10 protein-coding genes and 1 other annotated feature are annotated in these 25,954 nt (G+C 56.9%); of the genes, 6 read left to right on the top strand and 4 right to left on the bottom strand.

The genetic code is table 11. The annotated features are described in order from the left end of the window. Nucleotides 1-283 precede the first annotated feature (283 nt). Nucleotides 284-8,155, top strand: coding sequence for an S-layer homology domain-containing protein (locus tag J2X61_RS28490; protein ID WP_310192814.1), 7,872 nt, complete (start codon nt 284-286; stop codon nt 8,153-8,155). A 69-nt stretch (nt 8,156-8,224) separates the two neighbouring features. Here the strand turns inward: J2X61_RS28490 and J2X61_RS28485 are convergent, their stop codons facing one another. After that, nucleotides 8,225-10,294, bottom strand: a complete 2,070-nt coding sequence (locus J2X61_RS28485) for a LuxR C-terminal-related transcriptional regulator (RefSeq protein WP_310192811.1) — start codon at nt 10,292-10,294, stop codon at nt 8,225-8,227. Nucleotides 10,295-10,490: 196 nt separating this feature from the next. On the opposite strand from J2X61_RS28485, the gene J2X61_RS28480 reads away from it, so the two are divergent. Together J2X61_RS28480 and J2X61_RS28475 are read left to right on the top strand one after the other, a co-directional pair. Next, nucleotides 10,491-10,955: a VOC family protein gene (locus J2X61_RS28480; RefSeq protein WP_274472777.1), complete on the top strand. Its 465-nt coding sequence runs from the start codon at nt 10,491-10,493 to the stop codon at nt 10,953-10,955. Beyond that, on the top strand, nt 10,952-19,426 hold the full coding sequence (locus tag J2X61_RS28475; protein WP_310192809.1) for an S-layer homology domain-containing protein: 8,475 nt from the start codon (nt 10,952-10,954) through the stop codon (nt 19,424-19,426). Before J2X61_RS28480 ends, J2X61_RS28475 begins: the two co-directional genes overlap by 4 nt. Nucleotides 19,427-19,482: 56 nt before the next feature. Here J2X61_RS28475 and J2X61_RS28470 read toward each other — a convergent pair whose 3' ends face one another. Then, nucleotides 19,483-20,469 carry a GNAT family N-acetyltransferase gene (locus J2X61_RS28470; RefSeq protein WP_310192807.1) on the bottom strand — a complete coding sequence of 329 codons (987 nt, stop codon included), beginning with the start codon at nt 20,467-20,469 and terminating at the stop codon, nt 19,483-19,485. Between the two features lie 1,074 nt (nt 20,470-21,543). Next, on the bottom strand, nt 21,544-22,428 hold the full coding sequence (locus tag J2X61_RS28465) for a TetR/AcrR family transcriptional regulator (RefSeq protein WP_310192804.1): 885 nt from the start codon (nt 22,426-22,428) through the stop codon (nt 21,544-21,546). A gap of 257 nt (nt 22,429-22,685) precedes the next feature. On the opposite strand from J2X61_RS28465, the gene J2X61_RS28460 reads away from it, so the two are divergent. The 3 genes from J2X61_RS28460 (at nt 22,686) to J2X61_RS28450 (ending at nt 24,873) form a co-directional block, all read left to right on the top strand. Next, nucleotides 22,686-23,393 carry an MBL fold metallo-hydrolase gene (locus J2X61_RS28460; protein ID WP_274472781.1) on the top strand — a complete coding sequence of 236 codons (708 nt, stop codon included), beginning with the start codon at nt 22,686-22,688 and terminating at the stop codon, nt 23,391-23,393. Continuing rightward, nucleotides 23,390-24,481, top strand: coding sequence for an AbrB family transcriptional regulator (locus J2X61_RS28455; protein ID WP_310192801.1), 1,092 nt, complete (start codon nt 23,390-23,392; stop codon nt 24,479-24,481). Before J2X61_RS28460 ends, J2X61_RS28455 begins: the two co-directional genes overlap by 4 nt. Before the next feature lie 83 nt (nt 24,482-24,564). Next, on the top strand, nt 24,565-24,873 hold the full coding sequence (locus J2X61_RS28450; RefSeq protein ID WP_274472783.1) for a hypothetical protein: 309 nt from the start codon (nt 24,565-24,567) through the stop codon (nt 24,871-24,873). A gap of 68 nt (nt 24,874-24,941) precedes the next feature. Here the strand turns inward: J2X61_RS28450 and J2X61_RS28445 are convergent, their stop codons facing one another. Continuing rightward, nucleotides 24,942-25,499, bottom strand: coding sequence for a DJ-1/PfpI family protein (locus tag J2X61_RS28445; protein ID WP_310192797.1), 558 nt, complete (start codon nt 25,497-25,499; stop codon nt 24,942-24,944). A gap of 167 nt (nt 25,500-25,666) precedes the next feature. After that, nucleotides 25,667-25,919, top strand: a binding site (T-box leader). The last annotated feature ends 35 nt before the right edge of the window (nt 25,920-25,954 follow it).

Below are 25,954 nucleotides of genomic sequence, written 5' to 3'. Positions count from 1 at the left end.
CGAAACAAGAGAGGAGACACGTGACGATGGTCAAAACAAATCGTACTCCCGCGCTGCTGCGCACCAGCCTGGCTAGAGCCTGCTGGCTGCTCGGGAATATGCGGGGGAACGAGGCATCAACCTGGGAGGGAGCCGTCCGGATCTGAAAGTTTTTTACCGAAGCACTACAGGCGCACAGGGTTCCATCTTGAGCCTTCTATTGCGGGCGTACATCATTTCTGCTGAACCTATCCCTGTAGCCGGACATTTTTCTACATTTGGAAAGAAATGAGGAACATAGAGAATGAGACGCTGGGTAGCTGTTCTGTTAAATATGAGTTTACTATTCGGCCTGTTTCCTGTGCCCGTTCCAGCAGCGGCAGCGATCACGGATCCGCCCGTATCCTCTCCGCGATACGCCAAGGAGCAGCATACGGTGAAAGTCGGCGACTTGATCGCCCTTTCGGCCGAGGAAACGGCTGTAACCAAGCAAGTGTATGATCTTGGACCCATCAAGGCTGCGGCAGTTCCGGAGCTGGCGCAACCGGTGATCAACCCCTTGCCGGCTAAGACGAACCAGAACGAAGTACAGATTACCGGGACTGCGCCGCTGGATGCGGAAGTGACGATCAAGTATGGGCTGATCGAGAATGGGATGCCGGATACGGAAGAAACGGCCGTTGCTTCGGAGGTGTACGGACCGGGGCTGGGCCGGTTCGCGATGACGCTGCATTTGGCGGAAGCGGGGGTTTACCAGGTGAGGGCAATCGCCAAACGGGAAGAGCAAACGAGCGCGGAAACCGATCCGGTCCGGATCGAACTCGATCAGCTCCCGCCTTATGGCCGGTGGATGAATTTGCGGTCAGTCGGCTCAACCGACAGCCAGATCGAGCTGCAATGGGATCCCATCACGGGTGAGACGATTGATTATTATCAGCTGCAATGGAAAGACGGTGAGTCGTGGTCGGTTCTCAAGGAAACGAAGGATGACCTGAAATTCGTTCATACGGGTCTGCCGGAGGAAGCCTTCCAGCAATACCGGCTGTTCGCTTTCGATGAAGCGGGCAATGCTTCCGATGGGCTCTTGTTCTTCGGATCGACCTTTCATAGCGACGCGAAGGAAATTGCGAATACGTCTCCGGCGGAGCGCCATCGCGGGTTCTGGGACGCGGTCATGAGCAAGGACGGGTCGACGGCGGCTTTTATCTCGAACAGCAATGAGCTGCCGGGTTACGATCCGGAGAATCCCGATGTCGAACGCGTTTATGTGTATGATACAGCCTCAGGCAGCTTGACGAACATCGGTCACCTGGGCAATCGCTACCGGCAAGGAGAGATGATTGCGCTTAGCGCAGAAGGACGGTATGCGGCCTTCGAAACTTGGGATGAGGGAGAAGAGGTCAACGTTCTGGAGGTATACGACCGAACTCTGGACCGGCATGAACGTGTCGTTACGACAGGAGAAGGGCACTTTGCGCATTTGTCCATGAGTGAAGACGGCAGCAAACTGGCCTTCGTCTCTGAAGCCGGCAACCTGGTGGCGGGCGATACGAACGGACGATTGGATGTATTCCTTGTGGACCGCAGCGGGGAGTCGGGCGGCACTGTGAAGCGAATCAGCAGTCCGGAAGGGAAGCCCGAAACGACCGCCGACAGCGAAGAGGTGGCGCTCAGCGGGGACGGACGGTATGCGGCTTTTGTCTCCCGTGCGCCTGAACTCGTACCGGATGGCGGCGCAGGCGACGGCAAGAACAAGCTTTTCGTCTATGATACGCTACTAGGCCAACTGCACTACCAGAATATCAGGCAGCCTGGATCCGACACTGAAGTGACGTCTCCGAGCTTGACGGCTGACGGACGTTACATGGCGATCCGTTATGCGGATTACCGTGGCGTGGAGATAGCCGTTCTGGAGCGTGCGGGGACCGCTTGGTCGGAGAAATGGCAGTGGAGTACGGCCGCTTCGAGCGTAGATCTCGGCGCGCCGCATTTGACAGCAGACGGCAATTATATTTATTTCCGCTATGAGAATTACGATTCCCTGAACATGCAGGCTCCTTACCTGCAGTGGGCTACGATCCGTTTCGACTTGGCCGATACTTCCATGTACCGGTACATCGGCAAGCTATCTGCAGACAATGGAAGCATCTCGTTGAGCGGAGACGGCAAGAGAGGTGTATTCACGGAGGAGTACGGCGGAGAGTCGTTCGGAACGAACCGCGTGTTTACGGTGTGCTTGGATGATTGCAGCACAACTCCGCCCCCCTCTAAGGATACCGTGAAAAGAGCGGACGTAACTATCCCTCAACTTGTTCATGGTCAGGCTCCGATCGGCTCCGTACTGTCCATCCGGGCTTCGGCGGATGCCGGGAAGAATCTGCAGGCGGTTATTGCCTATGAGCTCGACGGCGATGCGTCCATACATGAAGACACAGTGGCGTTAAGCCTGTCGCCTAGCAATCCGCAAGTCTATATCGGCAGCTACAAGCTGCAAGAAGAGACTGTGCGTGTCGCTTCTGTCCGTGTGCAGCCGAAGGGCAGCCCGGAAGCTGCCAAGGCCGCATCGGGCTTTCCTGTGGAAGTTGCCGGAGAGCTGAATGTGAAGCTGGTGACGGATCATCCCGGACACCTGCGCGGAAGTCAAGTGACCGTGTGGAGCGAAAGCCGCAATACGGGCCGCTCCGCAGCGTTCGGCGAGGCGCTTGAGGCGTCCGTTGCGCTGGCTGCGGCCGACGACTACACCGTGCAAATCACGGATGCAGCCGGCCGGAAGCTGCTCGAGCGGCGAGGCGTCGCGCTTAAGCGCGCGGAGCGGACCTCTATCGCGGAGACCGTCTCGCCTCTAGCGGAATTCACTCTGCATGTCAGGGGAAGCCGCAATGAAGAGATGCCTGGAGTAACGGTTCATTTCCAGGACGCAGACGGGAAGCCGAACTATAGCGGGAAGACGGATGCGAGCGGGGCGATCAGGCTCAGAGGCGTTCATTCTGCGGGGGAAACCATCCGAGTGAAATTGGAGACGCAGCCTCCCTATGAGACCCCGGAAGTTATAACGGTTACCTTGGAACCGGGGAGAAATGAACGAACGGTTCAACTGAATGATTTGACGGACGGCGTTCTACAAGGCGTTACGTTTGGGGGAGGCAAAGCGGTCCCCGGCGCACATGTAAGCATAGTCTCCGTTTCCGAGAATAACAGCACATCGGTCGAGCTCGTCTCGGATGCGAACGGGAAGTTCACGTTCCGGGGATCCCCCGGCACCTATGTGATTAATGCCAAACGGAAGGCGGCTCCTATGTATCATAACGAGCAGCCGCAGCGGGTGACGCTGGTTTCCGGGGAGACGACGGAATTGGTCGTCCCGCTGGTAAACCGGGGAATCGGGACGTTAGCGATCCGAGGCTGGCTGAAGCCGGTAGACGGGGATTACGGTCCGATTGACGTATCGGATTGGCGGGCTGCCGTTCATTACAGACTGACGGTCAGCTCCAAATCATCCGGCATGCAAAGCTCGCAAGGGATGCTATGGAACAATGGCGGCGGGCTGGCAGCGGGTAGCGTGAAGGTGTACGGCGCCTCGGGAGAAGGCTTCGAGGTTTGTCTGAACGGCTCGGAAGCCGGACTGACGACGAACTGTACGACGGCTGTTCTCGACGATGAGTGGAATGCGGTCGCCGAAGTGAAGCTGGAGGAGAAAGCGCGGATCGAGGGCGCTGTCCTGGATTTGGCGGATGCTTCCCAGTATCAGGTTACAGCCGGCTATAAGGAGGACGGAAAGAGCACGGCGATATACAACGCGATGGTGGAGACGGACGGCCATTTCTCCGTTTCGCTGCCTAAAGCGGGGAAATACGAGCTTGCCATAACCAAGCGCACGCCGATTGGCTACTATGGCGGTTCCCCGACCTACCGCATCGTGACGCAAGTGGCTGAAGGCCAGAAGTTAGTGCTGCCTCCGGTTGCCATTCCGAAAGGGGAGGTCATCTTCACCGGCGATCCGAATAACGGCTTCGCCGTCACGGAACTGACGGTATCGACGGGGCAAAGCGTCACGCTGCAAGCGCGCTACATGCTGCCGGGAGCGAAGCCCGCCGTCACCGATGCGGCGCTGCTGCTGACCGTGCCGGAGGGCACTGAGCTGCTTTCGGATAGCGTTGTACTTAATGGGACTACTATTGTCCCTGGAGCAGTGGAAGGCGGTACCTACCGCATCCCGTTAGGCAATTTGAAGCCGGGCAATAAAGGGACGTTGAATTACCGCTTGCAGGTCGGCCAGCCGGCAGACAGCAAGGTCGAAGCGGGCATTGCGATGGAATACCGCAAAACGGCGGGTGCTTCTCTCACGGTTGAGCCCCTGGGCAGCACGTATATTCACGTTGCTCCTGTCACGCTGGAAGTGCCGTCGCGAACGCAAGGCCTGGAGATTCCGGTAAGCGGCCGTGCGCCGGCGGGGAAGGAAGTGCTAATCTTCGCTAACGATGAGCTGATTGGCCGGACGGTGGCGACACCTGGCGGACTCTGGTTTACGCGCGTCACACTACCGTCGATGGAGTCGCCCGGCATATGGAGCGATTCGGCGCAGTATTACCGGGTTACGGCCAAATCGGAGATCGATGGGGCTTATATCCAGTCGGAAGCCCGGCAGGTTACCGCAGATCGCTCGCTGCCCGCTGTGACTGAGGTCGTGCTCAGGCAGCCGGACGGGCGCGAGGTTACGTTCGACCCTTCGAAGGGCGTATCGCGTTTCCCTTATGTCGTTGTTCCTTCGAAGCCCTTGCTGCTTCAGGTCAAACTGGCTAACCCCGAGCGCGCGGAAAATGTGCGCATTCGCGTAGGCAACACGGAAGTTGCGGCCACTCCGGCGGGTGCCGGTCTCTACACAGCTTCCCTACCTGTCAGCTCGAACGGGCTTGGCAGCGGCATCTACGTCAAGTACAATACGGCGCCTGCAGCGCCATCTCCGCGCCCCGTTCCGCCAACAACGGCCGAATGGCAGGCCGCCAGGCAGCAGCTGGCGGACACCTGGCGCAACGCCGAGTTCAGCATCGCCGACGAGAGCAGAGAAGGACCCGACGGAGATACCGTTTATACACCTACGTACCGCGCCGTTTTGGGTGATAAGAATCGCACGGCGATGAATCTGCGAGTCAGTATGAAAGCGGTCAAGATCACGGACAGCGGCACGGCAAAGCCTTATCGTGATTTCACGTACGGGCTGAATCCGAACGATTTGACCTTCCGGATCAGCGGCAATGTTGCGCTGTCCGCCATTTCGCAGCAGGACGCCGAGCAGCTGCGCGCGATGTTCCCGCAGACGCTGGGGGGCGACACCATCTCGACGGATTACGTCACGATTGCGTTGTCGCTGGCGTTCCCTGAAGCCAAGAAGGCGAATGAAGTTCTGGGCATTCTGGGCACGTTGAAAAGCCTTCTCTCGGACGCCGGAGATTTCATGACGTTCGCCGATCAGCTGCTCGAATTCCAGGATTATGTCATTAACAATGAGTGCAATTTACCGACTGTGAATTATTACATGAGACGGATCAATCTGCTCTACGATCATGCGGCCAACGGTCTGTTGGGCAAAAATCTGCTCACCGGCATCGGCGGCGTCGTTGGGGTGATCGATAAAATTCCGAACAGAGTGGGCAATTCCATCGCTGCCGTTTTAACGGCATTGGGCGACGGCATTCTCGCCAGCTGGCAGGCGGATCTCAATGAGCTGAAGGAAGAGTTCGAGAAAGAAAAGAAATGGCGCGACGATATGGCTGAAGCAGGTGCGATCGAGCGCTGCAACAAGAAGAAGGACGACGATGACGATGAAGACAAGGTGCCTCCCCCTAAGAAGCCGGATAAGCCGGATAAAGTAGCGGACCCGATCTGGATCTGGGACCCGAGCGGCTACGTCTACGAAGCTTTGCCGGAGAACCGGATTGGAGGAGTAACGGCTACGGTTCTGCAGCAGGACAGCAGCTCGCCGGAGGTATGGCGCGAGTGGGATGCCGGATGGTTCGGACAGAGCAATCCGCTAACCACCGATAAGCTGGGACGGTACGGATGGGATGTGCCGGAAGGCAAATGGCGGGTTATGTTTGAAAAAGAAGGCTATCTGCCGGCACAAAGCGCCGACTTGACGGTGCTGCCGCCTCATTTTGACGTCAATGTGGGGATGATTTCGCTGGCTCCGCCTACAGCTTCCGTCGGCCAGGTCGTTTATGGCTCCGGTATTCCGCTGAGCTTCAGCAAGTATATGGTGGCGGATACGGTGAACGATCTATCCGTGTATGCCGAAACCGAGGATGGTTTCCGCGTGGCCGGGCATGTAGAGGCTGTGGATCCCAAGCCGGATGCCGCAGAGGTTGCTCTTACCAAGCAATTCACGTTCATACCGGATGCCCCGCTTGCAGAAGGAGCGGTGTACCGTCTTCACATAATGGCTGACGTACAGAGCTATGCGCGTGTAGGCATGAATGAAGAGCAAAGCTTCACGCTCACGGTACAGCCTTCGACCGCCAGCCCTCTGGAAGCTGTCAGTGCTGTGAACATCACAGGAGGCTCCAGACAGCTGCTTGCGGAGTGGGCCGAGGATGACACTGTTGATTACGACCACGTTCACTTGACCGCTTCGCCTCTTGGCAGCACATGCGCAGCCGTCGATATAAACGTTCCTCGGGGAAGCGGAAATGCCGTTATTGGTGCGTTGTGTCCCAATACGGCATACGAGCTTCGCGTAGCGACCGTCGGTCGCAACGGTGTGGAATCGATAGGCGTAGTATCGTCAGGAACTACGTTAGCAGAAACGGAGCTTGTCATGGATACGACAGCGCCGCAAGAGGCCGGCGAGATCGCTGCGGCTGCAAGTACGGACAGTCTGACCGTCACTTGGCGGGATCCGGCTGACGCCGACCTGCACCAAGTGCTCGTCGCCTGGAAGAAGAAAGGCGAAGCTCGTTATTCGCCGGTCACCTATGTGGACCGGGGCGTGCAGTCTTGGCGCATCGACGGGCTGGAGCCGGCAACCGACTATGAAATCCGGCTGCTGACGGCGGATTCGTACAGGAATACATCGAACGGAGCTACCGTTCAAGCAGCGACCAAGAACGGCGGCGGCGGTTCCCCAGGTCCGGGACCGGGTACCGGTTCCGGTGGTGCGTCAGGCGGTGCGTCAGGCGGCGGATCTGCTCCGGTGCCGGCGAAAGAGGAGACGGCGGAACTCGAATTGACGGGCCATTCGCAGGAATGGTCCGGTTTCGAAGGGCGTGTCCGGGTGTCGATTCCGGACGGAGCCTTCCTGCCTGGACGCAAGCTGACAGCCGTCCGGGTCCAGGTGTCCGCAGCCTCCGAATCCGGCTACAAGCCAATCGGAGATTCGGTGGTGTTCACCACCGATGACAAGACGAACCCGAGCAAGCCGCTGCGCCTGTCGATGGCGGCGGGCTTGATCGAGGATTCGGCGATGGACCTGCGGCGTCTCGGCATCTATAAGCGGGACAGCGCTGCGGCAGCGGGCTGGACGTACATCGGCGGTGTCGCCGATCTCGCTAACCGGCGCATCGAGGCGGATATTGCGGCATTAGGCGAATATGCCATCTTCCTGTACGATCGGGCGTTTACCGATCTCGAGGAGCATTGGAGCCTGCCGGACGTGAGCGTGCTCGTAAGCCGCCATATCGTGAACGGCACGGATGCCGGGCATTTCCAGCCCGACCGCCCGATCACGCGAGCGGAAACGGCGAAGCTGCTTCTGGAGGCGCTGGGTCCCGTCGAACGGCATGCAAGCCGTACTGCTTCCCGCTTCAGTGATGTTGCCGACGAAGCTTGGTATGCAGCGTATGTAGCCCGTGCCGCTGAGATCGGGCTTGTCGAAGGGGCGGACGGTCAGTTCCGTCCGAACGACGCCGTCTCGCGTGAAGAGCTGGCTGTGCTGTTCCAGCGCTTTACGGAGCTGCGCGGTTTGAAGCCAGCGGACGCTCCGGCGCCAGACGCTTTGGATGCCTTCGCGGATGCAGGCGCCATCTCCGGCTGGGCGAAGGACGCGATGGCTGCGGCTGTGGCGAGAGGCTGGCTGCAGGGAATGTCGGCTGCGCACATCGCGCCGGCAAGTCCGGCAACACGCGCACAGACGGCCGTTATGCTGCTTCGGGTTTTGACGCAAGCGGGAGACATCGTGAAGTAAAGGCAAAGAAGACACCCTTCGATAACGAAGGGGTCTTCTTGTATAGCGCAGCTGGCACTCTGCAAGTGTTCACTCCAACAGCTTCTTCAGCAGCTGCGTCCGGTTAACCGCATCGAGTTTAGCGAACATCGACTTCATATGTTTCTTGACCGTTACTTCGCTGATATAGAGCGTTGCGGCGATTTCTTTGTTCGTAAAGCCCGCTTCCAGCAGTTTGGCGACTTCCTTCTCTCTGGAGGTGATGTCCGTGCGTAGCGAGATACGGTCAAGCGCGGCAGCTGCTTCCTCCTGAACGGCAGGGGGGATTTGCTGCAGCGTTGCCGCCGCTTCCTGCTGAAGCAGCATCTGCTGCCCGGTGAGTGCAAGCATGCGATGAATGTAAGCGACAACCTGCTCGTTCTGCATATCGAGAATGAACGTGTCTGTCGGCGTTTCACCGTCATAGTTCGTATGCCTTCCGTTAGGCGCAATTTCAAAGCCGAGACTCAAGTGCGTTTGGATGAAATATGGGATGGGTGCCGGGGACTCGACGAGCAATTCACCTGTAAAAATAAGCGCATGCAGCAAGTGCCCGATCGCAGCCTGCTGGGAAGCATCGGCGTAATCCGCCGTATCGATCGTCTCAATGAACCATCCGGCTCGCGTATGCGCGGGGACCGACAGACGTTCGTTCATTTCGGGCGATAAGCTGTTGAAATAAACGGAGGAACGCGGCGCCTTGCGTAAATAAGGCAATGTATCGCGGTGAATCGGGATGACGACGGCGATTCCGATAATGCTGTCATCCGCGTCCCGCATGGCCCGGACAACGTCATAGCCGAGCGAGAAGAGCGCCTTGAAGTCTAGCTTGTGCACGGTGAAGCTGGCTTCTTGGGCCGTCAGGTTGAAATTGAAATGACCGTTCGTCTGCGGGTCGTACAGCTCGATCCGTGTATCTTTGGCTGTGGCTTTCCGCTTGGCGACGTAGGCTTCCAGCTCTGCGAGGTGATGGCTGCCGACGGTTTCGTAATGCCGGGGCGAGAGCTCGAACCAGTTCATGAAAGCCCGGATGAGGGAGTCGCCGATGTAATACATCAGCTCGAAGCCCTCCCGCCGGTCCGGCGCCGTCTTGCTGCCATCGGTCAACCGCTTGTAATAATATTGCAGCGCCCTGACCCGCACTTTCTCGTAATGGCTAGGGGTTCTGGAGAGAAGCTCACGCGCCACGGCGTCGCGCATCAGGCTGTGTACGGTATAGCCGCGGTCGACCCTCCGGATGAAGGAGAAGCGGATTAATTGATAAAACTCGGATGCCGTAATCTCTCTTTCGGTGACGAAGGAGAGGCTCTCTTGATTAAAATGACGGAGCACGCATGCAGCCTCGATATAAGGACGCAGATGTTCACCCGGCACCTCGCGAAGCCACTGGGAAATCAAATAGGGCAGCGATTCGTCCCCGCCGGGATGCTCGGCTCTATCTTCATAATCCGGTTGACTGAACAGGAAGGTGATCAGGGACAGCGTCAAGGGATGACCTTTGGAATAACGCCAAATCCGTCCGATGGTTTTCTCGTCGGTGATGTATGTATTTTCAGCAAACCGGGCGACAGCGGTGTAATCGAGCTCGGAGAGAGCCATTCTCGTCAGCTGCCTCCTCCACACAGGGGATAGATGCCAGGCTTCGCTAAGCGAATGCCGGCCGGCGATGACCGTGAGGATGTTGTTGTCGAGCTTTTTCAGGAAATAATCCCGCAGCCACTGGTCCATGCTCTCCATCTGCTCGTAGACGTCGATAAACAAAACGACCTGACGCTCTGATGCCAATTGATTCAAAGCTTGCAGGCAAGTTACGGGCAGATCCGTCGTTTCCGTTGCCCGCCCGGCGGTCCCGGCAGGCAGCAGGCGCAGGATGTGCTCGCACAACGCTTCCGGCGTTTTGACATCGCCTTCGCTGTCGATGGAGAGCGTCCATGTGCCTCCTGCTCTGGCCAGACGTTGAAACTCGTCGAGCAGCGAGCTTTTGCCGATGCCGGCGGTGCCGAAGACATTCAAGATTTTGTATGGTTTGGGGGAGGCTTCGAGCAGCTGCAGGAATTCGTCTATCTCCCGCTTCCGTCCTACGAGCCACTCGCTTTCTTCTTCATAGCGCTCATCGATCACGCGTATCCATCACCTGCTCTATCAGATTGGGTATCCTTTATTTCCCATTCTACATGGACGGATACACGCGGTATAGATACAAAATTTGCGGAGGTATCCATATGGATACCCCATTTGCAGCTAGTGGGATAATTATGCCTTCCCGTGAATAGTGATATTTTTGATGTAATAGCAAGTTCGAAAGGTTGGGTGTGCAATGAGTAATTGCTTGAGGCTGGGCAGTGCGGGCTTATATGCCCGCGACAGACGCAGACTGGCGGCATTCTATCAGTCGACGTTCGATATGCAGCTGCAGGATCCGGATGCCGATCAGGAAGTGTCTCTGCTGACGATGGGGCAGGCTCCCCATTACAGCCATCTAAGCATTGTCAGCGATCCCATCGCCGTGCGGATGGTGTTCCATACCGGATCTCTTACCGAGATGAAGCGGCTGTGGGAGAAAGTGAAAGCCGGCGGGGTCCCTGCAAGGGGATTGTATATACAGGACGAAGGGATCTCCTTTCACTTCCCGGATCCCGAGGGTAACCGGGTAACCGTGTTATGGCCTCAGGAGCTGCAGGACGGCCAAGGCGCTAAGGATTGGAGATTGCATGGCGACGCCGAGAACGTTCAGTGGGTTCAACATAATTTGGCTAGAAAGCCGAAAGGTGGGCAGGTATGAGCAGGACATGGAATTGCCATAGGATTATGGCGGCGGTACTTATTTTAAGCATGATCATGACCTCGTCATTTCCGTCGCTATGGCTGACCGAAGCGTCGGCAGCGGGGAATGGGGGACAAGGCTCCGCTATCTCCGGGGACAGTGTGACGAAAGAGATATGGCCCGATTGGGCGAAGAAGGAAATTGAGGAGCTGCTCGCAGCAGGGCTTATTGCCGGGTATGAGGACGGGAGCTTTAGACCGGACCGATTGGTAACGAGAGCGGAGCTGATCGCGTTAACGGCTCGCCTGAACGACGCCTTGCAGCCGGAAACGGATGAACAGTCCCTGAATGTAACCTTCCGGGATATTCAGGACGAATGGTTTGCGGCGGATGTGCAGAAGGCTGCCCGGCTGGGCTGGGTGCAGAGTTCGGCCGACGGCCAGTTCCGGCCGAACGCGCCGGTGACCCGTGCCGAGGCAGCGGTTATTATGAACCGGCTGCTGAAGCTGGATGCGCAGGGGGCCGAGTCTTTCAAGGATGCGTCAGTCATCCCGGCTTGGGCGGCGGAAGCTGTCGGAGCGATGTCTAAGGCCGGGATGATCGGCGGTTATCCCGATGGCACCTTTCAGGGAGACAGACCGCTGACGCGCGCGGAGATTGCCGTGATTTTGCACCGGATATGGGTGTATTGGAAAGATAAGCAGGAGCAGGCGTTGACCGTCAACGTGCAGGGGCTGCAGGGCGAACCATTAGCCGGTGCGCATGTTACGGTGCACGACAAAGGCGACCGTTCCGTCCGCTTGTGGGGGATGACGAATGCCGAGGGCCAGCTTTCCTTGCAGCTGCCTTACGGTCAATACGAAATAACGGCAGGTGCTGACGGTCTTGCCGCTCATGAGGCGGTACATTTCCGCAAGGGCGTGCAGACCGCTGAGTTGAAAGCTGTGCAGGCCGCAGCATTCAAGGGAGTGCTGAAGGGCGAAGACGGAAAAGGGGCGGCAGGCGTTCTGCTCGCTTTCGCTACGAATCCTACCTTCTTTACAGTTACCGATGCTCAAGGCGCATTTACAGTTTATGTGCTGCCTGACCGCAATTACCGGGGGATGGTGCTGGAGGACCGATCTGCATCGACCCTCTATAGCGGGCAGGTTCCGCCTGTGCTTCGTTATTTGGACGGCAAGTCGTCCGAACCTGACGGATGCCAATGCCGCATTCAGGAATGGAAGCAGGAGTTGAAGGGAGCGAAGGCGGGGCAAGTCACCGATCTGGGATCCGTTGAGCTCGCGGATATCAACAAGCCTCCAGGTCATGGAGGCGGAGGTGGAAGTGGCGGTCATGGCGGCGGAGGCGGCAATGGCAACGGCAATGGTAATGGCAACGGTAATGGTGATGGCACGCCTGACCGGACGCCGCCGGCCGTACCAGGTACGCTTACGGCAAGCGCCAAAACCGCAGCAGTTGAGCTGCATTGGCAGCAGGTGCCGGATGCCGACTTAGCCGGTTATCGATTATACACGTCAACGAATGGGGGCTTGCTTTGGGGGCCTGCCCAGCCGTTAGGGAAAGTGATTCAGTATACGGCGGAAGGACTGGTTCCCGGTACGCTGTACACGTTCGCCGTCACAGCGGTGGATGCGGCAGGCAACGAATCGGCGAAGTCGAACGTCGCGAATGCCGTGCCGCTCGCTGCTGTTGACTCGACGCCGCCGGACGTCCCTAGCGGATTGACGGCAGCAGCCGGGATGCAGACCGTCGGTCTTAGCTGGCAGGCGGTCAGCAGCAGCGATTTGGCCGGATACTATGTGTATACCTCGCATGATTTCGGCGCAACGTGGTCGTCTCCGCCTGCGACCGTTACGGGAACGACTTACAGCGCGCTGAACCTTACGGCCGGCGTACCGTATACGTTCGCGGTGTCGGCGGTGGACGGCAGCGGGAATGAATCCGCCAAATCGTCTCCCGTCACTTCCGTACCGCTTCCAGGTATCGATGTTACGGCGCCGGTGGCTCCCGGCGGTCTGCATGCCGTGTCAGGCGTCGGCCGTGTGGATCTGTCATGGCTGGCAGGCAGCGAGCCGGATTTGGCCGGATACCGCATTCATACATCGACGGATTATGGCCTCACATGGGGCGCGCCTTCCGTCACAGTCACCGGAACGACGTATTCGGTGACGCAGTTAACCTACGGCGTAACGTATACGTTTGCCGTTACAGCGCTGGACTTGAGCGGCAATGAATCGCCGAAATCCTCCTCCGTTCAGGCGGTACCGCTTGCCGAGCCCGATCATACGGCGCCTGAGGTGCCGGCGGAATTGGCCGCCACAGCGGCTGCAGGCAAAGTCAGCCTGCAGTGGCGCAGCGTAACGGATCTCGATCTGGCCGGTTATATCGTCTATTATTCGGGGGACGGCGGAGCCTCATGGACAGCAATTCCGACCGGGGGAACCGTACCTGCATATGAGGTAAGCGGACTGACTCCGGGTACATCCTATCTCTTCGCCGTTGCGGCCAAGGATCTGGCTGGCAATGAATCCGACCGGTCGGCTGCCGTTTCTGCAACCGTCACGCTCCCGTTGGAGCTTCCGCCCGATCCGGGCGAAGTGGCGACCGAGATTCCGGCTGACGGCACAGCGAAATTCGCCGACAATAATGCTTTCATCTACAGCGGAAGCAATCCGATTCAGACCGGCGTTACGCCGGGAGCGATGGAGCCGGAACGGCTCTCGGTGCTGCGGGGCTTGGCGCTGGATGAAGAAGGGAAGCCTCTCGCTGGGATAACGGTTTCCATTGTCGGCCACGAGGAGTTTGGACACACCTTGACGCGTGCCGACGGCATGTTCGATTTGGCCGTCAATGGCGGTTCGAATGTCACTGTTCATTATGAAAAGCAAGGCTACATGGCTATTGGGCGCAAAGTGCATGCATCCTGGGAGAGCTATGTGACGCTGCCTGATGTCGTGCTCAAAGCGTTCGATACGAAAGTAACAACCGTTGAACTGTCCGGAAGCTCCACGGATTTCCAGGTCGTTCAAGGCAGTCCGGTCACGGACGCCGACGGTACGAGACAGGCGACGCTGCTCATTCCGCAGGGGACCACGGCATATATGAAGCTTGCCGACGGCTCGACCGTACCGCTTCCAAGCATGAATGTCCGAGCGACGGAATATACCGTAGGAGATAAAGGCAAGCAGGCGATGCCAGGCGATCTTCCGGCATTCGTAGGCTATACGTACGCCGTGGAGCTTTCGGCGGATGAAGCGGTGGCTGCAAGGGCGTCCGAGGTTCGCTTCAGCCAACCGATCTATACCTATGTGGATAACTTCTTGGAGTTCCCTGTTGGGGAGACCGTTCCTTCCGGTTATTATGACCGTGAAGCAGGAGAATGGGTGCCTTCCAAGAACGGCAAAATCATTCAAATATTGCGAGTTGATGGCGGTAGAGCCGTCATAGACTCGGATGCAGACACCTTGGAAGACGACGCTGCGAAGCTTGCGGCGCTCGGGTTCACGGAAGCGGAGCTGTTGAAGCTCGGCGGCATGTATGAACCCGGCAAAACCTTGTGGCGCGTGCCGATTGAGCATTTTACCCCATGGGACTTCAACTGGCCTTACGGTCTGCCGGGGGACGCGGCGAATCCGCCGAACCGGAAACCGAATTCCAACGATCCTAATGTCAAAGATCCATGCAAGAGTTCGGGATCGGTGATCGGCTGCCAGGAGATGACGCTCGGGGAAGTCATTCCGGTGACAGGGACGAATATGACGTTAAATTACTACAGCCGCAGAGCCGAGGGCTACCAAGGCAAAGCAGCGCTGGAAATCCCTGTTCTCGACGGTCCGCTGCCGCCGTCCGTTGTGGCCGTTACGGTGGACATTCAGATTGCAGGACGCCGAATCACGGCAAGTATCCCATTATCGCAAGGAAGCAAGCCTTACCGTTACGTTTGGGATGGCAAAGACGCCTATGGCCGGCAATTAACCGGTATTCATGAATATCAAGTTACGGTGCAGTATCATTACATGCCTGTGTATTATTCTTCATCGGGCTCGTTTGCAAGCAGCTTCGGCCAAGCGGCAGGCGTGACCAAAGGATCCAGAAACGTCATCGGAGGGGGAAGAGCGGCGACGACGATTGCGACCTCGCGCACATGGAACGGCACTATCGAAAGCCCGATCGATCCGTACCAAGACATGGGCATAGCCGGCTGGAGCCTTAGCCCGCATCACAGCTACGATAAGTTGACCGGCACGCTTGGCAAAGGCAGCGGCTTCATCGAGCAGCGGCCAAAATCCGTGCGCAACGCTCAAGAAATCGTGTTCCGTGAGAGCCCTTCTGCTCCGGGCACAGGGATTGCGGCCGGCAATAAAACGACGATTCCGACAATGATGGCTGTTGGACCCGATGGGGACTTATATCTTAATACGTATAAGACACTCCCGCTGCCCTATCCGGATAACGTACAAACGGATGTATTCCGCCTGCAAGGAGACGGCACAGCTGTTGAGGTGGCCGGGATGAAGGGTCAGCTGTCGATGAACGCGCTGGCGGTGGATGCTGAAGGCACCTTGTATGGAACCAGCTGGGGGACTTACCGGATTTGGAAGAAAGCCGTAGCGGACCCGGAGTGGGTGCCAATTGCAGGTAGCGGCCTCCTTGGCGCCGAGTATGAAGATCCTGGCGATGGCGTTCCGGCGACGCAAGTGAAGCTGTACGATCCGAGAAATATTGAAATCGCTGCAGACGGCAGCATTTACTTTACCGATTCCAGCCGGTTATACCGGATTGGCGCAGATGGCATACTGACTGCTCTCGGCGAACGCGGATATAGGAGTAAGGACAATTTCGGCGTAGACAACGGTCCGGTAACGAAAAGAAACGTCGGCATCGTGGACGATATCGAGCTTGGCCCTGACGGCTCCTTATATTTGCTGGATGTAGCAGGTTGCTCGGGAAGCAACTGCACCTATGCGCGAATCCGCAAAATGACGGAGGACGGCACGATTTCTCTGTATGCGGGAGATATCACGCCTAGTCTCGTTCAATTCTATGAAGGCATCCCGGCAACCGAGGCGGTCTTCAACATCGAAGGGCCGCGGATGGAAATCGACCGGGCGGGGAACATCTACGTACTTGTACCGAGTCCGTCGGACGACCGCAAGTTGTACCGGATCACAACGGACCAAATTTTCCAAGAGGTAGCGGCGGATTTCATTGCCAGCGTCAAACAGAAGGTGAAGGATGAAGGCGGCGCCTACTCAGGAACCGTGCCGATCCGATTGATGTCCACCGGACCTCAGGATGAATTGATTATTCAAGTGCAAAGCAGCAAAGCGGCCGGCGATTTCTTCTACCTGTACCGGTTGATGCCTGAGGCGAAGCCGGATTTCGTGAACGGCAGCGCCACGGAGCGATATTTATTCGATCCGAACTCGGGTCGGCATGTAGAAACGAAAAACGCGCTCACCGGCGGCACGATCACTCGTTTCGAGTACGATGGGGAAGGCCGGTTAATCAAGCTCTACGACCGCAATAACAATGAAGTTCGCGTAGAGCGGGACAGCAGCGGGGTGCCTACGGCCATTGTGGCGCCAGGCGGCCAGCGGACGGCGCTAACCGTGGAGCACGGACAATTGACGCAAATCGCGAATCCTGCGGGAGAGTCGTTCGTCATGACATATGACAGCAAGGGACTATTGAAAGAGTTTGCCGATCCGAACCGGCATGTGCGCAAGTACGGATACGATGCCCAAGGTTATCTGACCAGCGCGGAAAATCCGCTGGAAGGCGTATCAACACTGGCACGCGAAAGTGCGGTTAACGGATATAAGGTGATTTACACGAAACCGGGCAACCGGACCACGACGTATGAAGTAACGCGGGAATTAGGCCAGTTGAAGCGGGCGACCACCGATCCTTCCGCTGCGAAGACCGTCTACGTGGTGAAAGACGATGGAACGGAAACGACGGATTACCCGGACGGAACCAAAGTTATCCAGACGAAATCGCCTGACCCGCGTTGGGGAGACGATTCACCGGTCATTTCCAGTATGACGGTGACTTCGCCGTCCGGCCGGAAATGGACGCTCGGAGAGAAGCGCGTCGCGCAGCTGGAGAACAGAAGCGATCCGTCAAGCTTGAAGTCGTTGACCATGACGTACTCGATGACCGAGACGAATGCAGGACGTACGACGACATCGAGCTCATCGATTCTTTATACAGTTGCTGAGAAGAAGTTCACGGAAACAAGCGCGGAAGGCTACGTAACGCACACTTATCTGGACAGCTACGACCGAGTGGTCAAAATCCAAGATTCCGATCCGAAGCTGGCGCCGACCCTATTCCTATACGATACGAAGGGAAGGCTGCAGCGTGCGGAGCAGGGAGAGCAGTTCGTCGTGCAGACGTACGATGCGAAGAACCGGCTGGAGCAGACGACGGACGCGGCGGGGCAGACCAAGCGGTATACGTACGACGAGGCGGACCGGGTCATTGCGATCCAGCTGCCAAGCGGCAAAACCGTTGGCAAAGGCTACGACGGCGCCGGCAATCTCACCGAGGTGACGACGGCGGGTCTGGACGTTTACCGTCAAACCTTCAACGGTTTGGATCAGTTCAGCTCCTTTGCGCCGGATAGCGCAACCGAAGCGTTGACGGTCCTGTACAATGCATCCGGCAAGTTCGATAAAGCGGTGCTGCCTAGCGGCCGGGAAGTTGCCTACGGATACGATGCAACAGGGCGTGTGAACAGCTTGAACGACGACGAAATTTCCCGAGCGTTTACGTATCAAGGAAATACGGACCTTGTCAGCAAGCTCGAGAACACAATTTCGGCCGATCCGGCCTACAAACAATCCATGGGGTACAAATACGACGGATCGTCTGTGACCGAGCTAACGCTGTCCGGTCTGGCGAACGGTAAATTCACCTATACGTATGACGGGTATTCCAATCTTACAGGCTTTAAAATGACGGCCGGCAATGTGACGAACAAAGAGACTTTGCTGGGCTATGATAAAGATTTGAATATGATCCGTTTCGGGCCGTTTACCTTTAATCGCACTGCGCCGGGCAAGCGGGTAGGCTCTATCACGGACGGCGCAATGAACGTAGGCAAAGAGTATGATGGTAACGGCCGTGTCAAAGGATTAACTTACACTTTGGGCGGAACGGAAGTCTACAAAGTGGATCACATTTTCGATAAGCGCGGCTATTTGACGGATAAAACCGTAACGACATCGGCCGGGCAGGAAGTTTACTCCTATGGATATGGAGACGACGGGCAACTGACGAGCGTTACGAAGACAGGTCCGGACGGTCCGTTCACGGAGAGCTATGATTACGATGACAGCCGCAACCGGATTTACCGGGACGTTACGGGGTCATCGGCCGAGAGTGCAGAGTTCGGCGACTATAATATGCTGAAATCTTCGGGTTCGGTATCTTATGTATTCGATAAAGATGGCTACCTGACCAACAGAGGCGGCGATACCTTCACCTATGCATCCAGAGGCGAGCTGTTGGAGGCTAACGTCGGCGGCATCACGTACAAATATGGTTATGACGCCATTGGACGGCGGGTGTCCCGCGAAGTATCCGGGCAGAAGACGCAGTACTTGTACGGTAATCCGAACTCGCCGCACATGGTGACGGCTGTTGTGGACCCCGATCAATCCGTTACGAGCTATTTCTATGACGAGCAAGGGAAGCTGCTGGCTTTGGAAAAAGGCAGTGTCCGTTATTATGTTATTACGGATGGCGTAGGGACTCCGCAGCTTGTGCTTCAAAGCGACCGTACCGTCGTGAAGAAGCTGCAGTATGATTCCTTCGGCAATCTGCTTGCGGACAGCAATCCGTCGTTTACATTGGCGCTCGGCTATGCCGGCGGTTTGGCGGATGAGGGCACGAAGCTGGTGCGCTTCGGCTTCCGCGATTATGATCCGCATACCGGCCGCTGGACGGCTAAGGATCCGATCCTGCTGGACGGCGAGCAGTCCAATCTGTACGCCTATGTGAATAACAACCCGATCTCGTATCGGGATCCGTGCGGCTTGTTCTGCGTCGGCGCGAGCGCTTATGAAGGCTTGGGCGGAGGCGGCAAGGTGTGCATAACGGACGAAGGCGTGTCGGCTTGCGCCGAGGTTGGCGTCGGTGTGGGCGGCGGCTTCGAAATCAGCCCGGTGGAAGATCTATCGAGCACGGAATTGGCCGTTGAAGCGACAGTGAAGGCTTCATGGGGGCCGGCGTCCTTCTCGGACGGCGTGAAGCTGACGAGCAAATGGAACGGCGATTGCCCGCAATTTTCGCTGCTGGCCAAGGGAGAGCTGGGACCGTTCGGTTATGACTTCATGAGCCCGTCGGAATCGTCGATGAATTTGGAGTTGGACCATTTCGGCACGGATGTGAAAAATGCCAAAAACTTGTTCAAGAAGACGGGCACCAGCTTCGAGGCAGCTTTGAAAACGAAGGCTTGTGCGCAGTATAAGTGGTAAAATAGATGGAAGCCCCGGCAGTTCGTTGCCGGGGCTTCTTCGTTTGCGGGAGGCGCTTAGTTCAATTCGCGCACCATTTTGTAGTTGCCGGGCTCGGCCCGGAAGCCGATCAAGTCGCGGTTGATTCGCAGCATCGGTCCGTTCATGGAATCGTTATGCGTGCGCAAATAAGGGACGCCGCAGGAGCGGGCCGTTCGCACGCCGAGCATTTTGAGCGCGAGGGCGATCCGCCTTCCGCGGTATTCCGGCAGCACGCCGGTGTACTCATGGTACATCGCCCGCGTTTGCTCGTTCTGCTGGAGCGTAACGACGCCTACGTATTTGTCGCCATCCTTGGCGATATGAATCCATTCCGGCCGTACACCCGCCTGCCCGATCGTCCATTTCTTCCATTCTTCGAACCAGGGGAAGCTGCCCGAGTACCCCGGGATATCCGGATGCGTAACTTGGTAGAGCTCGTGCAGCTTTCTTTCGCTCGCTTCTCCAGGTTCATCAGCCAAAGTGATGAACCGGATTCCGCTCTGCTCGGCTTGTTGAATAGCGTCGAACAGCGTTTCGCCATCGAATACCGCCAAGTCTAGAACGGACTCGAACGTATGGCGTTCTTGGACGTAACCCCGGCGGCGTGCGAAATCGAGCGAACGCTCATCCGATTCCCGCATATAGTCGATGAGGCGGGAGGCCTTGACTTCCAAGGCCCATTGCAGGAGCGTGTCGTACAGCGCGCTTCCGATTCCTTGTCCGCGTCGTTCCGGGTGTACGACAACGGTGTGGCTGAGTGTGCCCGGCTCCGTCCAAGGAGCCCGCCAGGCGATCGCGTAAGCGACGACTTGTCCGCGCTCGTCTTCGGCCACCCATTTGGGACGGTCCCAGCCCATCAGTTCGCCCTCTTCGTTGTAATGAAGCTTGCCGGGCGGAATGTTCTCCTCGTCGAGCTGCAGCCGTTCAGCGGTCGTCGGCTCGGACCAGATCGTATTCAACAGCGGAGCGACCGCTGCGAAGTCATCAGGATGCCGCAGCGGTCGAATCCTAAATTTGGACATGTAGTTTACCTCCATTTGTATCAATAGTAGGCCATATGCAGCCATTATGACACGGATGGACGGAGTTGTATTGGTAAAGTCTGGATATAGAGAAATATTCGGGATGCGGGAAAAGGAGGCAAGAAGCTCATGGCCGGCGAAAGGAGCAGGTTTTGGCGGGAGTGAAGCTGTGCGGAGGATATGAGCGGGGGGGCACGCGGGGAGCGCTCGGGGAGCACCCGGGGAGTGCGCGGCGGGCGCTACATAAAGCGTAACTGGAATTTCTCCAGTTATTTCATCCATTTCCCCCTTCAACCGAGGCGATAACTGGAAATTCTCCTGCTAATTTCACGAGAAATCGCAATAAGGCTCGTCAATCGCTAATTTTAGATGGAGAAATTCCTTTTATTCCGTCCCGTGGGCTGCCTGGACACTGGAATAACTGGAGTGTTTCCAGTTATTGCAGCGCGGCTACTTGTACAGCTTGTGCAGCGCAGCTTAATGTGGTGCAGTTTTGCGCCGCTCGCGCAGTTCAACGCAGCGCAGTGCAGCAACAGAACGCACAAGTAATTCCCTTACGCTATCCAACAGGCAGCAGCGGCACGGTGGTACAGCTGCAGCATTTCGGGCGCACCACCTCCCTCACCAGCAAGTTAACGGAAATACGATTCGTTATTTAGCCTCAAGAGGGAGCTTTGGGGGAGGAAGCGGAAGTGTAAGACCTTATTTCGCGGTTGTTCCTTCAAATTCTGCGAAAAACCACGTAATAACGAATCGTATTTCCTCTTCATCCGCAGAATGGGTGGTCCTTGATGAAATAGCGAACTGTATTTCCTTTTCACCGATGGATATGCAATGCCGCTGCGTCAGCAATGTGGAGGCCATCGCCGTGCTTAGGCTAACGGACACCACGGTCCTTATTTGCCGGCATCGAGGCGAAAACACGCCTCGATGCCGGCAAATAGCGGCACTGGTGTCCGTTAGATTTTTCGATTCGGCCCGAACGGCCGAATAAGGTCCGCTGTGTCCGTTAGCCGGACCGCGGGACCTCGCCGGCACAGCTGCCGGCTAGCGCGAGCTGCCCCCGCGAGGCAGCTACGCCAACAAATAATGCAGCTGCCGAATGTACGGACGAAGCTCCGGAATGACGTCCAAATAAGCGGCCAGCACGCGGATCAGCGTCGGATCGGGCACCTCGCGCCCGCATTCCGTTCCGAGCATCGCCGCGACCTTCAGCAGCTCAGCCCGCTGATCGTCCGGCTTCGACAGCTCGCCGATCTTGGAGCGCATGAGCTCCATCAGCTGCGCGACGGTCGTCTGCCGGGCCGGGGCATCGCTCGGATTCAAATAGTTGATGTACGCGCTGCTTCCGTCAATGACGGGAGCAGGCGACGTGCGAATGAGATCCTCGATGAGCGCATCGAGCCGGTCGACAATGAAGGCAGCCAGCTCCGACATCGGCAGCGCGATGACTTTCTGCTGGACATAGGACAAGTACTCAATATGAATGCCGCGGAAAATCGCGACGATATCCCAAATAAAAGGCTCGATCTGCGGCCCGTAAGCTTCGATCAGCAGCTCGCGGCGCCACGTGTGCAGCGCGGATTTTTTGCGTTTCCAGGCGGCGATGAAGTGTTCGTTCGACGTGATGGGAAGCTCCCGGAAATCGAGCATGAACAAATGATTTTTGACGGTATATTGCAATTGGAATTCAATCTTCCGCCGCAGCTTCTCTTTCGAAGACAGGCCCAGCTCCGTTCCTGCACGGTCGAGCGCAGCAGCTTGATCCAATAAGGTTTGATGGCAGGCGACGAACGCAGCGGTGAATAATTCTTCTTTGGTGGCAAAATATTTATAGATGCTGGCTTTAGCCATGCCGCAGGCTTCGGCGATATCCTGCATGGATGCGGCGCTGTAGCCTTTTGTCCGGAACAGCTCGATGGCTGTGTCTAGGATTTTGTTTTTTTTCGAATCGACCATCGTGATCCCTCCACCCCTATCTTGACATGAGAGCAAGTGGCCGTCAATGTTCCGCGTTGACGCGAAAACCAGTCAGTTCTATAATGAACTCATAAGTTCTCACGCCGCGGCAACATCGCGGCTGGACCACATTTGGAGCATCCATCATCACTGGCATCATCATTCATCTCATCATCCCATTATAAAGGAGGTGGCCGCTGCGTCCTTCATGCAGGCGAGGCAGCGGCAATCGAATGCGCATAGCTGAAGGTATAGAAATGCTGGAATTGCAGGTAAGTCCGACAATGAAGATTCATCCGACCATCGTATACGACGAGAACGGTTGGGCACTGGCCGATACGGGCATGCCGGGCTCCGCTCCGGCGATTCGGGAGCTGGCGGGCGCTGCCGGGATCGGGAAGCTACCGCTGCGCCATATTATTTTGACCCACCAGGATATTGACCATGTCGGGGGTCTGCCGGCTTTTCTAGCGGAGGAAGACGAGATGCCGACCGTCTATGCCCATGAGGATGACAAAGGCGCGATTAACGGTACGCAGCCCATGATCAAGGTGACGCCGGAGAGGCTGGCGGGTCTGCTGGAGCAGCTCCCGGAAGCGGTTCGGGTTCAATTCGAGCAAACGTTTCTGCATCCGTCGCGCCCCAATGTAGAGCGAACCATCGCTGACGGAGAAACGCTGCCGATTGCCGGAGGCCTCACAGTCATTCATACGCCGGGCCATACGCCAGGCCATGTCTGCTTGTACCATTTACCGAGCAAGACGCTGATTGCCGGCGATGCCATGATTGTTGAGAATGGCGAATTGCAAGGGCCTAGACCGGCCGTAACACCCGATATGGAGCAAGCGCTGTTGTCGCTCAAGAAGCTCGCGGCCTACGACATCGCGGCCGTCATTTGCTATCACGGCGGGTTCTATCAAGGCAGCGCGAACGAGCGCATTGCCGTGCTGGCCGATCAGCCGTGAAGAGATTCCTGATCACGCTCGTTATCGCATTGGCGGGCGGAGCGCTGTTTACGCTGATTCATTCGCCGCTGCCGTGGCTGCTGGGGCCGATGGTGTTCGCTTTCCTGGGAACGCGGCTGCAGAAGAAGATAAAGCCGCTGTGGCCCGGTTACCTGCGGAATACGGCGCTCATCATCATCGGCTACTCCATCGGCTTGTCGTTCACGGTACAGACGTTGAAAGAAATGGGGCAGCAGCTGCCGAATATGATTTTGCTTACGGTGCTGCTTCTGCTGCTCAGCGCCTTGATCGCATACGGTGTTTCCAAGTTATCGGGGCTGCCGTTTCCGACGGTATTGATGGGAAGTATTCCCGGCGGCTTGTCGCAGATGATTATTATTGCGGAGGACACCCGGGGGATCGATTTGACGGTCGTGACATTTCTCCAGGTGTCCCGGTTGATGATGATCATTTTCTGCGTTCCGCTGCTCGTCTTCAGTCCGCTGTTTGGCAGTACCCACTCGGCGGTCACGGAAGCCGCGGAAGCCGTCCCGCAGTGGGGAGATCTGTTCCCCGGCATTCTATTGTTTGCCGCGGTTTGCGTGATCGCTGGCTATTACGGGAATAAAATCCGCTTTCCCTCGGCTTATCTGCTCGGCCCCATGTTTGCGACGGCCGCGCTTCATCTGTCAGGGGTGCACGGACCCGCGCTGCCGTCCGCTTGCCTGGACGTTGCTCAGCTGCTGATCGGCACATACGTCGGCCTGCTGCTTCGCCCGGAAACCTTGACGCGCAAGGTGCGGGTCGTCTGCCTGGCGATCCTGAGCGGCGCTGTGCTGATCTTGGGGGCGCTGGGCTTAAGCGCGCTGCTCACCCGGCTGCACGGAGTCTCCGCAGCTACGGCTTTTCTGGCTATGGCGCCGGGGGGCATGGATCAGATGGGAATCATGGCCAAGGAAATCGACGCGAATATTGCCGTCGTCTCCTGTTATCAGCTGTTTCGGACATGGTTCATTTTCTTCGCGGTTCCTCCTCTGTTGAAGCTGGCTTTCAAACGTTGGATGCCGGCTAAGGGGCCTGGAAGGGACGAAGTGCACGGTGAGGTTTAGAAGGAAGCAGTTGCCGCAGGCAGCTGCTTTTTATTATGATGGGATGATGAGCGGTATAAATAGATAACATTGGAGGAGTTGCCATGAGCAGACGCTTTCGAATTACGAGAACGTTACAGGAGCAAGGCCGGTCTGACCAAGCCATCTCCTTGGAAGAGTGCAAAAGTTACTTTGCGTCCAAGCCTGATTTTACATACTCATCCGTGTTTACGGTGACAGGCACGACTACGATGTCCATTCAGGGCGATTTTTTCATGTGGAGCTATGGCGAGGTTCAGATCCCGTTCCGTCACTATGATGGGGATATTTACGTTTCGGGGGCGAACGAAGCGGTTATTCCGAAGATGCTGGAGGTCGCAAGCGAGCTGGAAGCGGATGTCGTAGAAGGGTAACCGGTCGTCCCGCGAATAACGAAGAGAGGTCCGAAGCGGAACGGCTTCGGACCTCTCTATGTATATTGTTAGGCAAGCAGCTTCAGAAACTCGCGCATGAACCCCGGTAAGTCCGGCCATGCATGTCCGCTGACCAATCGGCCGTCCACGTGCAGCGTCTCCGTCGTATACTTGGCGCCTAACTGCTCGACGTCCAACCGGCAGGCGGAATACGCCGTCATCGTGCGGCCTTCGAAATATTGATTGTCCTTGAGTGCAGAGAACACCAGCGCGGCATGGCAGATGGCGCCGACCGGCTTGTCAGCTTCCAGGAAGTGGCGAATAATGCCCGGGAGATGCTCGTTCGAGCGAATGTATTCGGGGGCTCTGCCTCCCGGAATGATGAGGCCGTCATATTGACTCGGGTCTACATCGGCGAAAGCAACGTGCGAAGGCAGCAGATGCGCCGGCTTCTCCGTGTAGGTTTCCCATTCTTCGATAAAATCATGGACGACTGTACGAAGCACTTTCTTCGTCGGGGATGCAATAACAGCTTCGTACCCTTCCTCCAATACGCGGAAATAAGGGTAGTAAACCTCGAGCACTTCGGCCGCATCGCCGGTGAGAATTAAGATTTTTTTGGACATCGTATCACTCCTTGGAAATAGATGGGAACCCATAAATTATTATGAAGAAACCTCGATTCGTTGTAAACGGGTGGAATTTGAGACGATTTGTCGAAATTCGGTTCTTTGTAAAATCATTTGACTTTTCAAGCGGGAAGGTGTAGAAATAAACTAACTGAATGTTCTGATTAAATTCATTGACGAGATCGAGTACGCTAAACCGTTGATCCCCAGAGAGTTGGCCCTGCGCTGAAAGCCAACGTTCAAGATTTAGCCGAAAATCCTCTCCGAGAAGGAAAGCTGAAGTGTCCAGGTAAGCTGCCCCGGGATCCTGCCGTTACAAAGGACGCGTATGATGGTGCGCAGATGAGGTGCCGAAGATCGAGTATTCGATGGTTCGGAACAAGGGTGGTATCGCGAGAATGAAATCTCGTCCCTTAGGGGACGGGATTTTTTGGCGTTCATTGGTATTGTAC

Source organism: Bacillus sp. 3255 (genome assembly GCF_031456485.1).
Lineage (GTDB): Bacteria > Bacillota > Bacilli > Paenibacillales > NBRC-103111 > Paenibacillus_E.
This window is presented reverse-complemented; position numbering and strand designations above follow the sequence as displayed.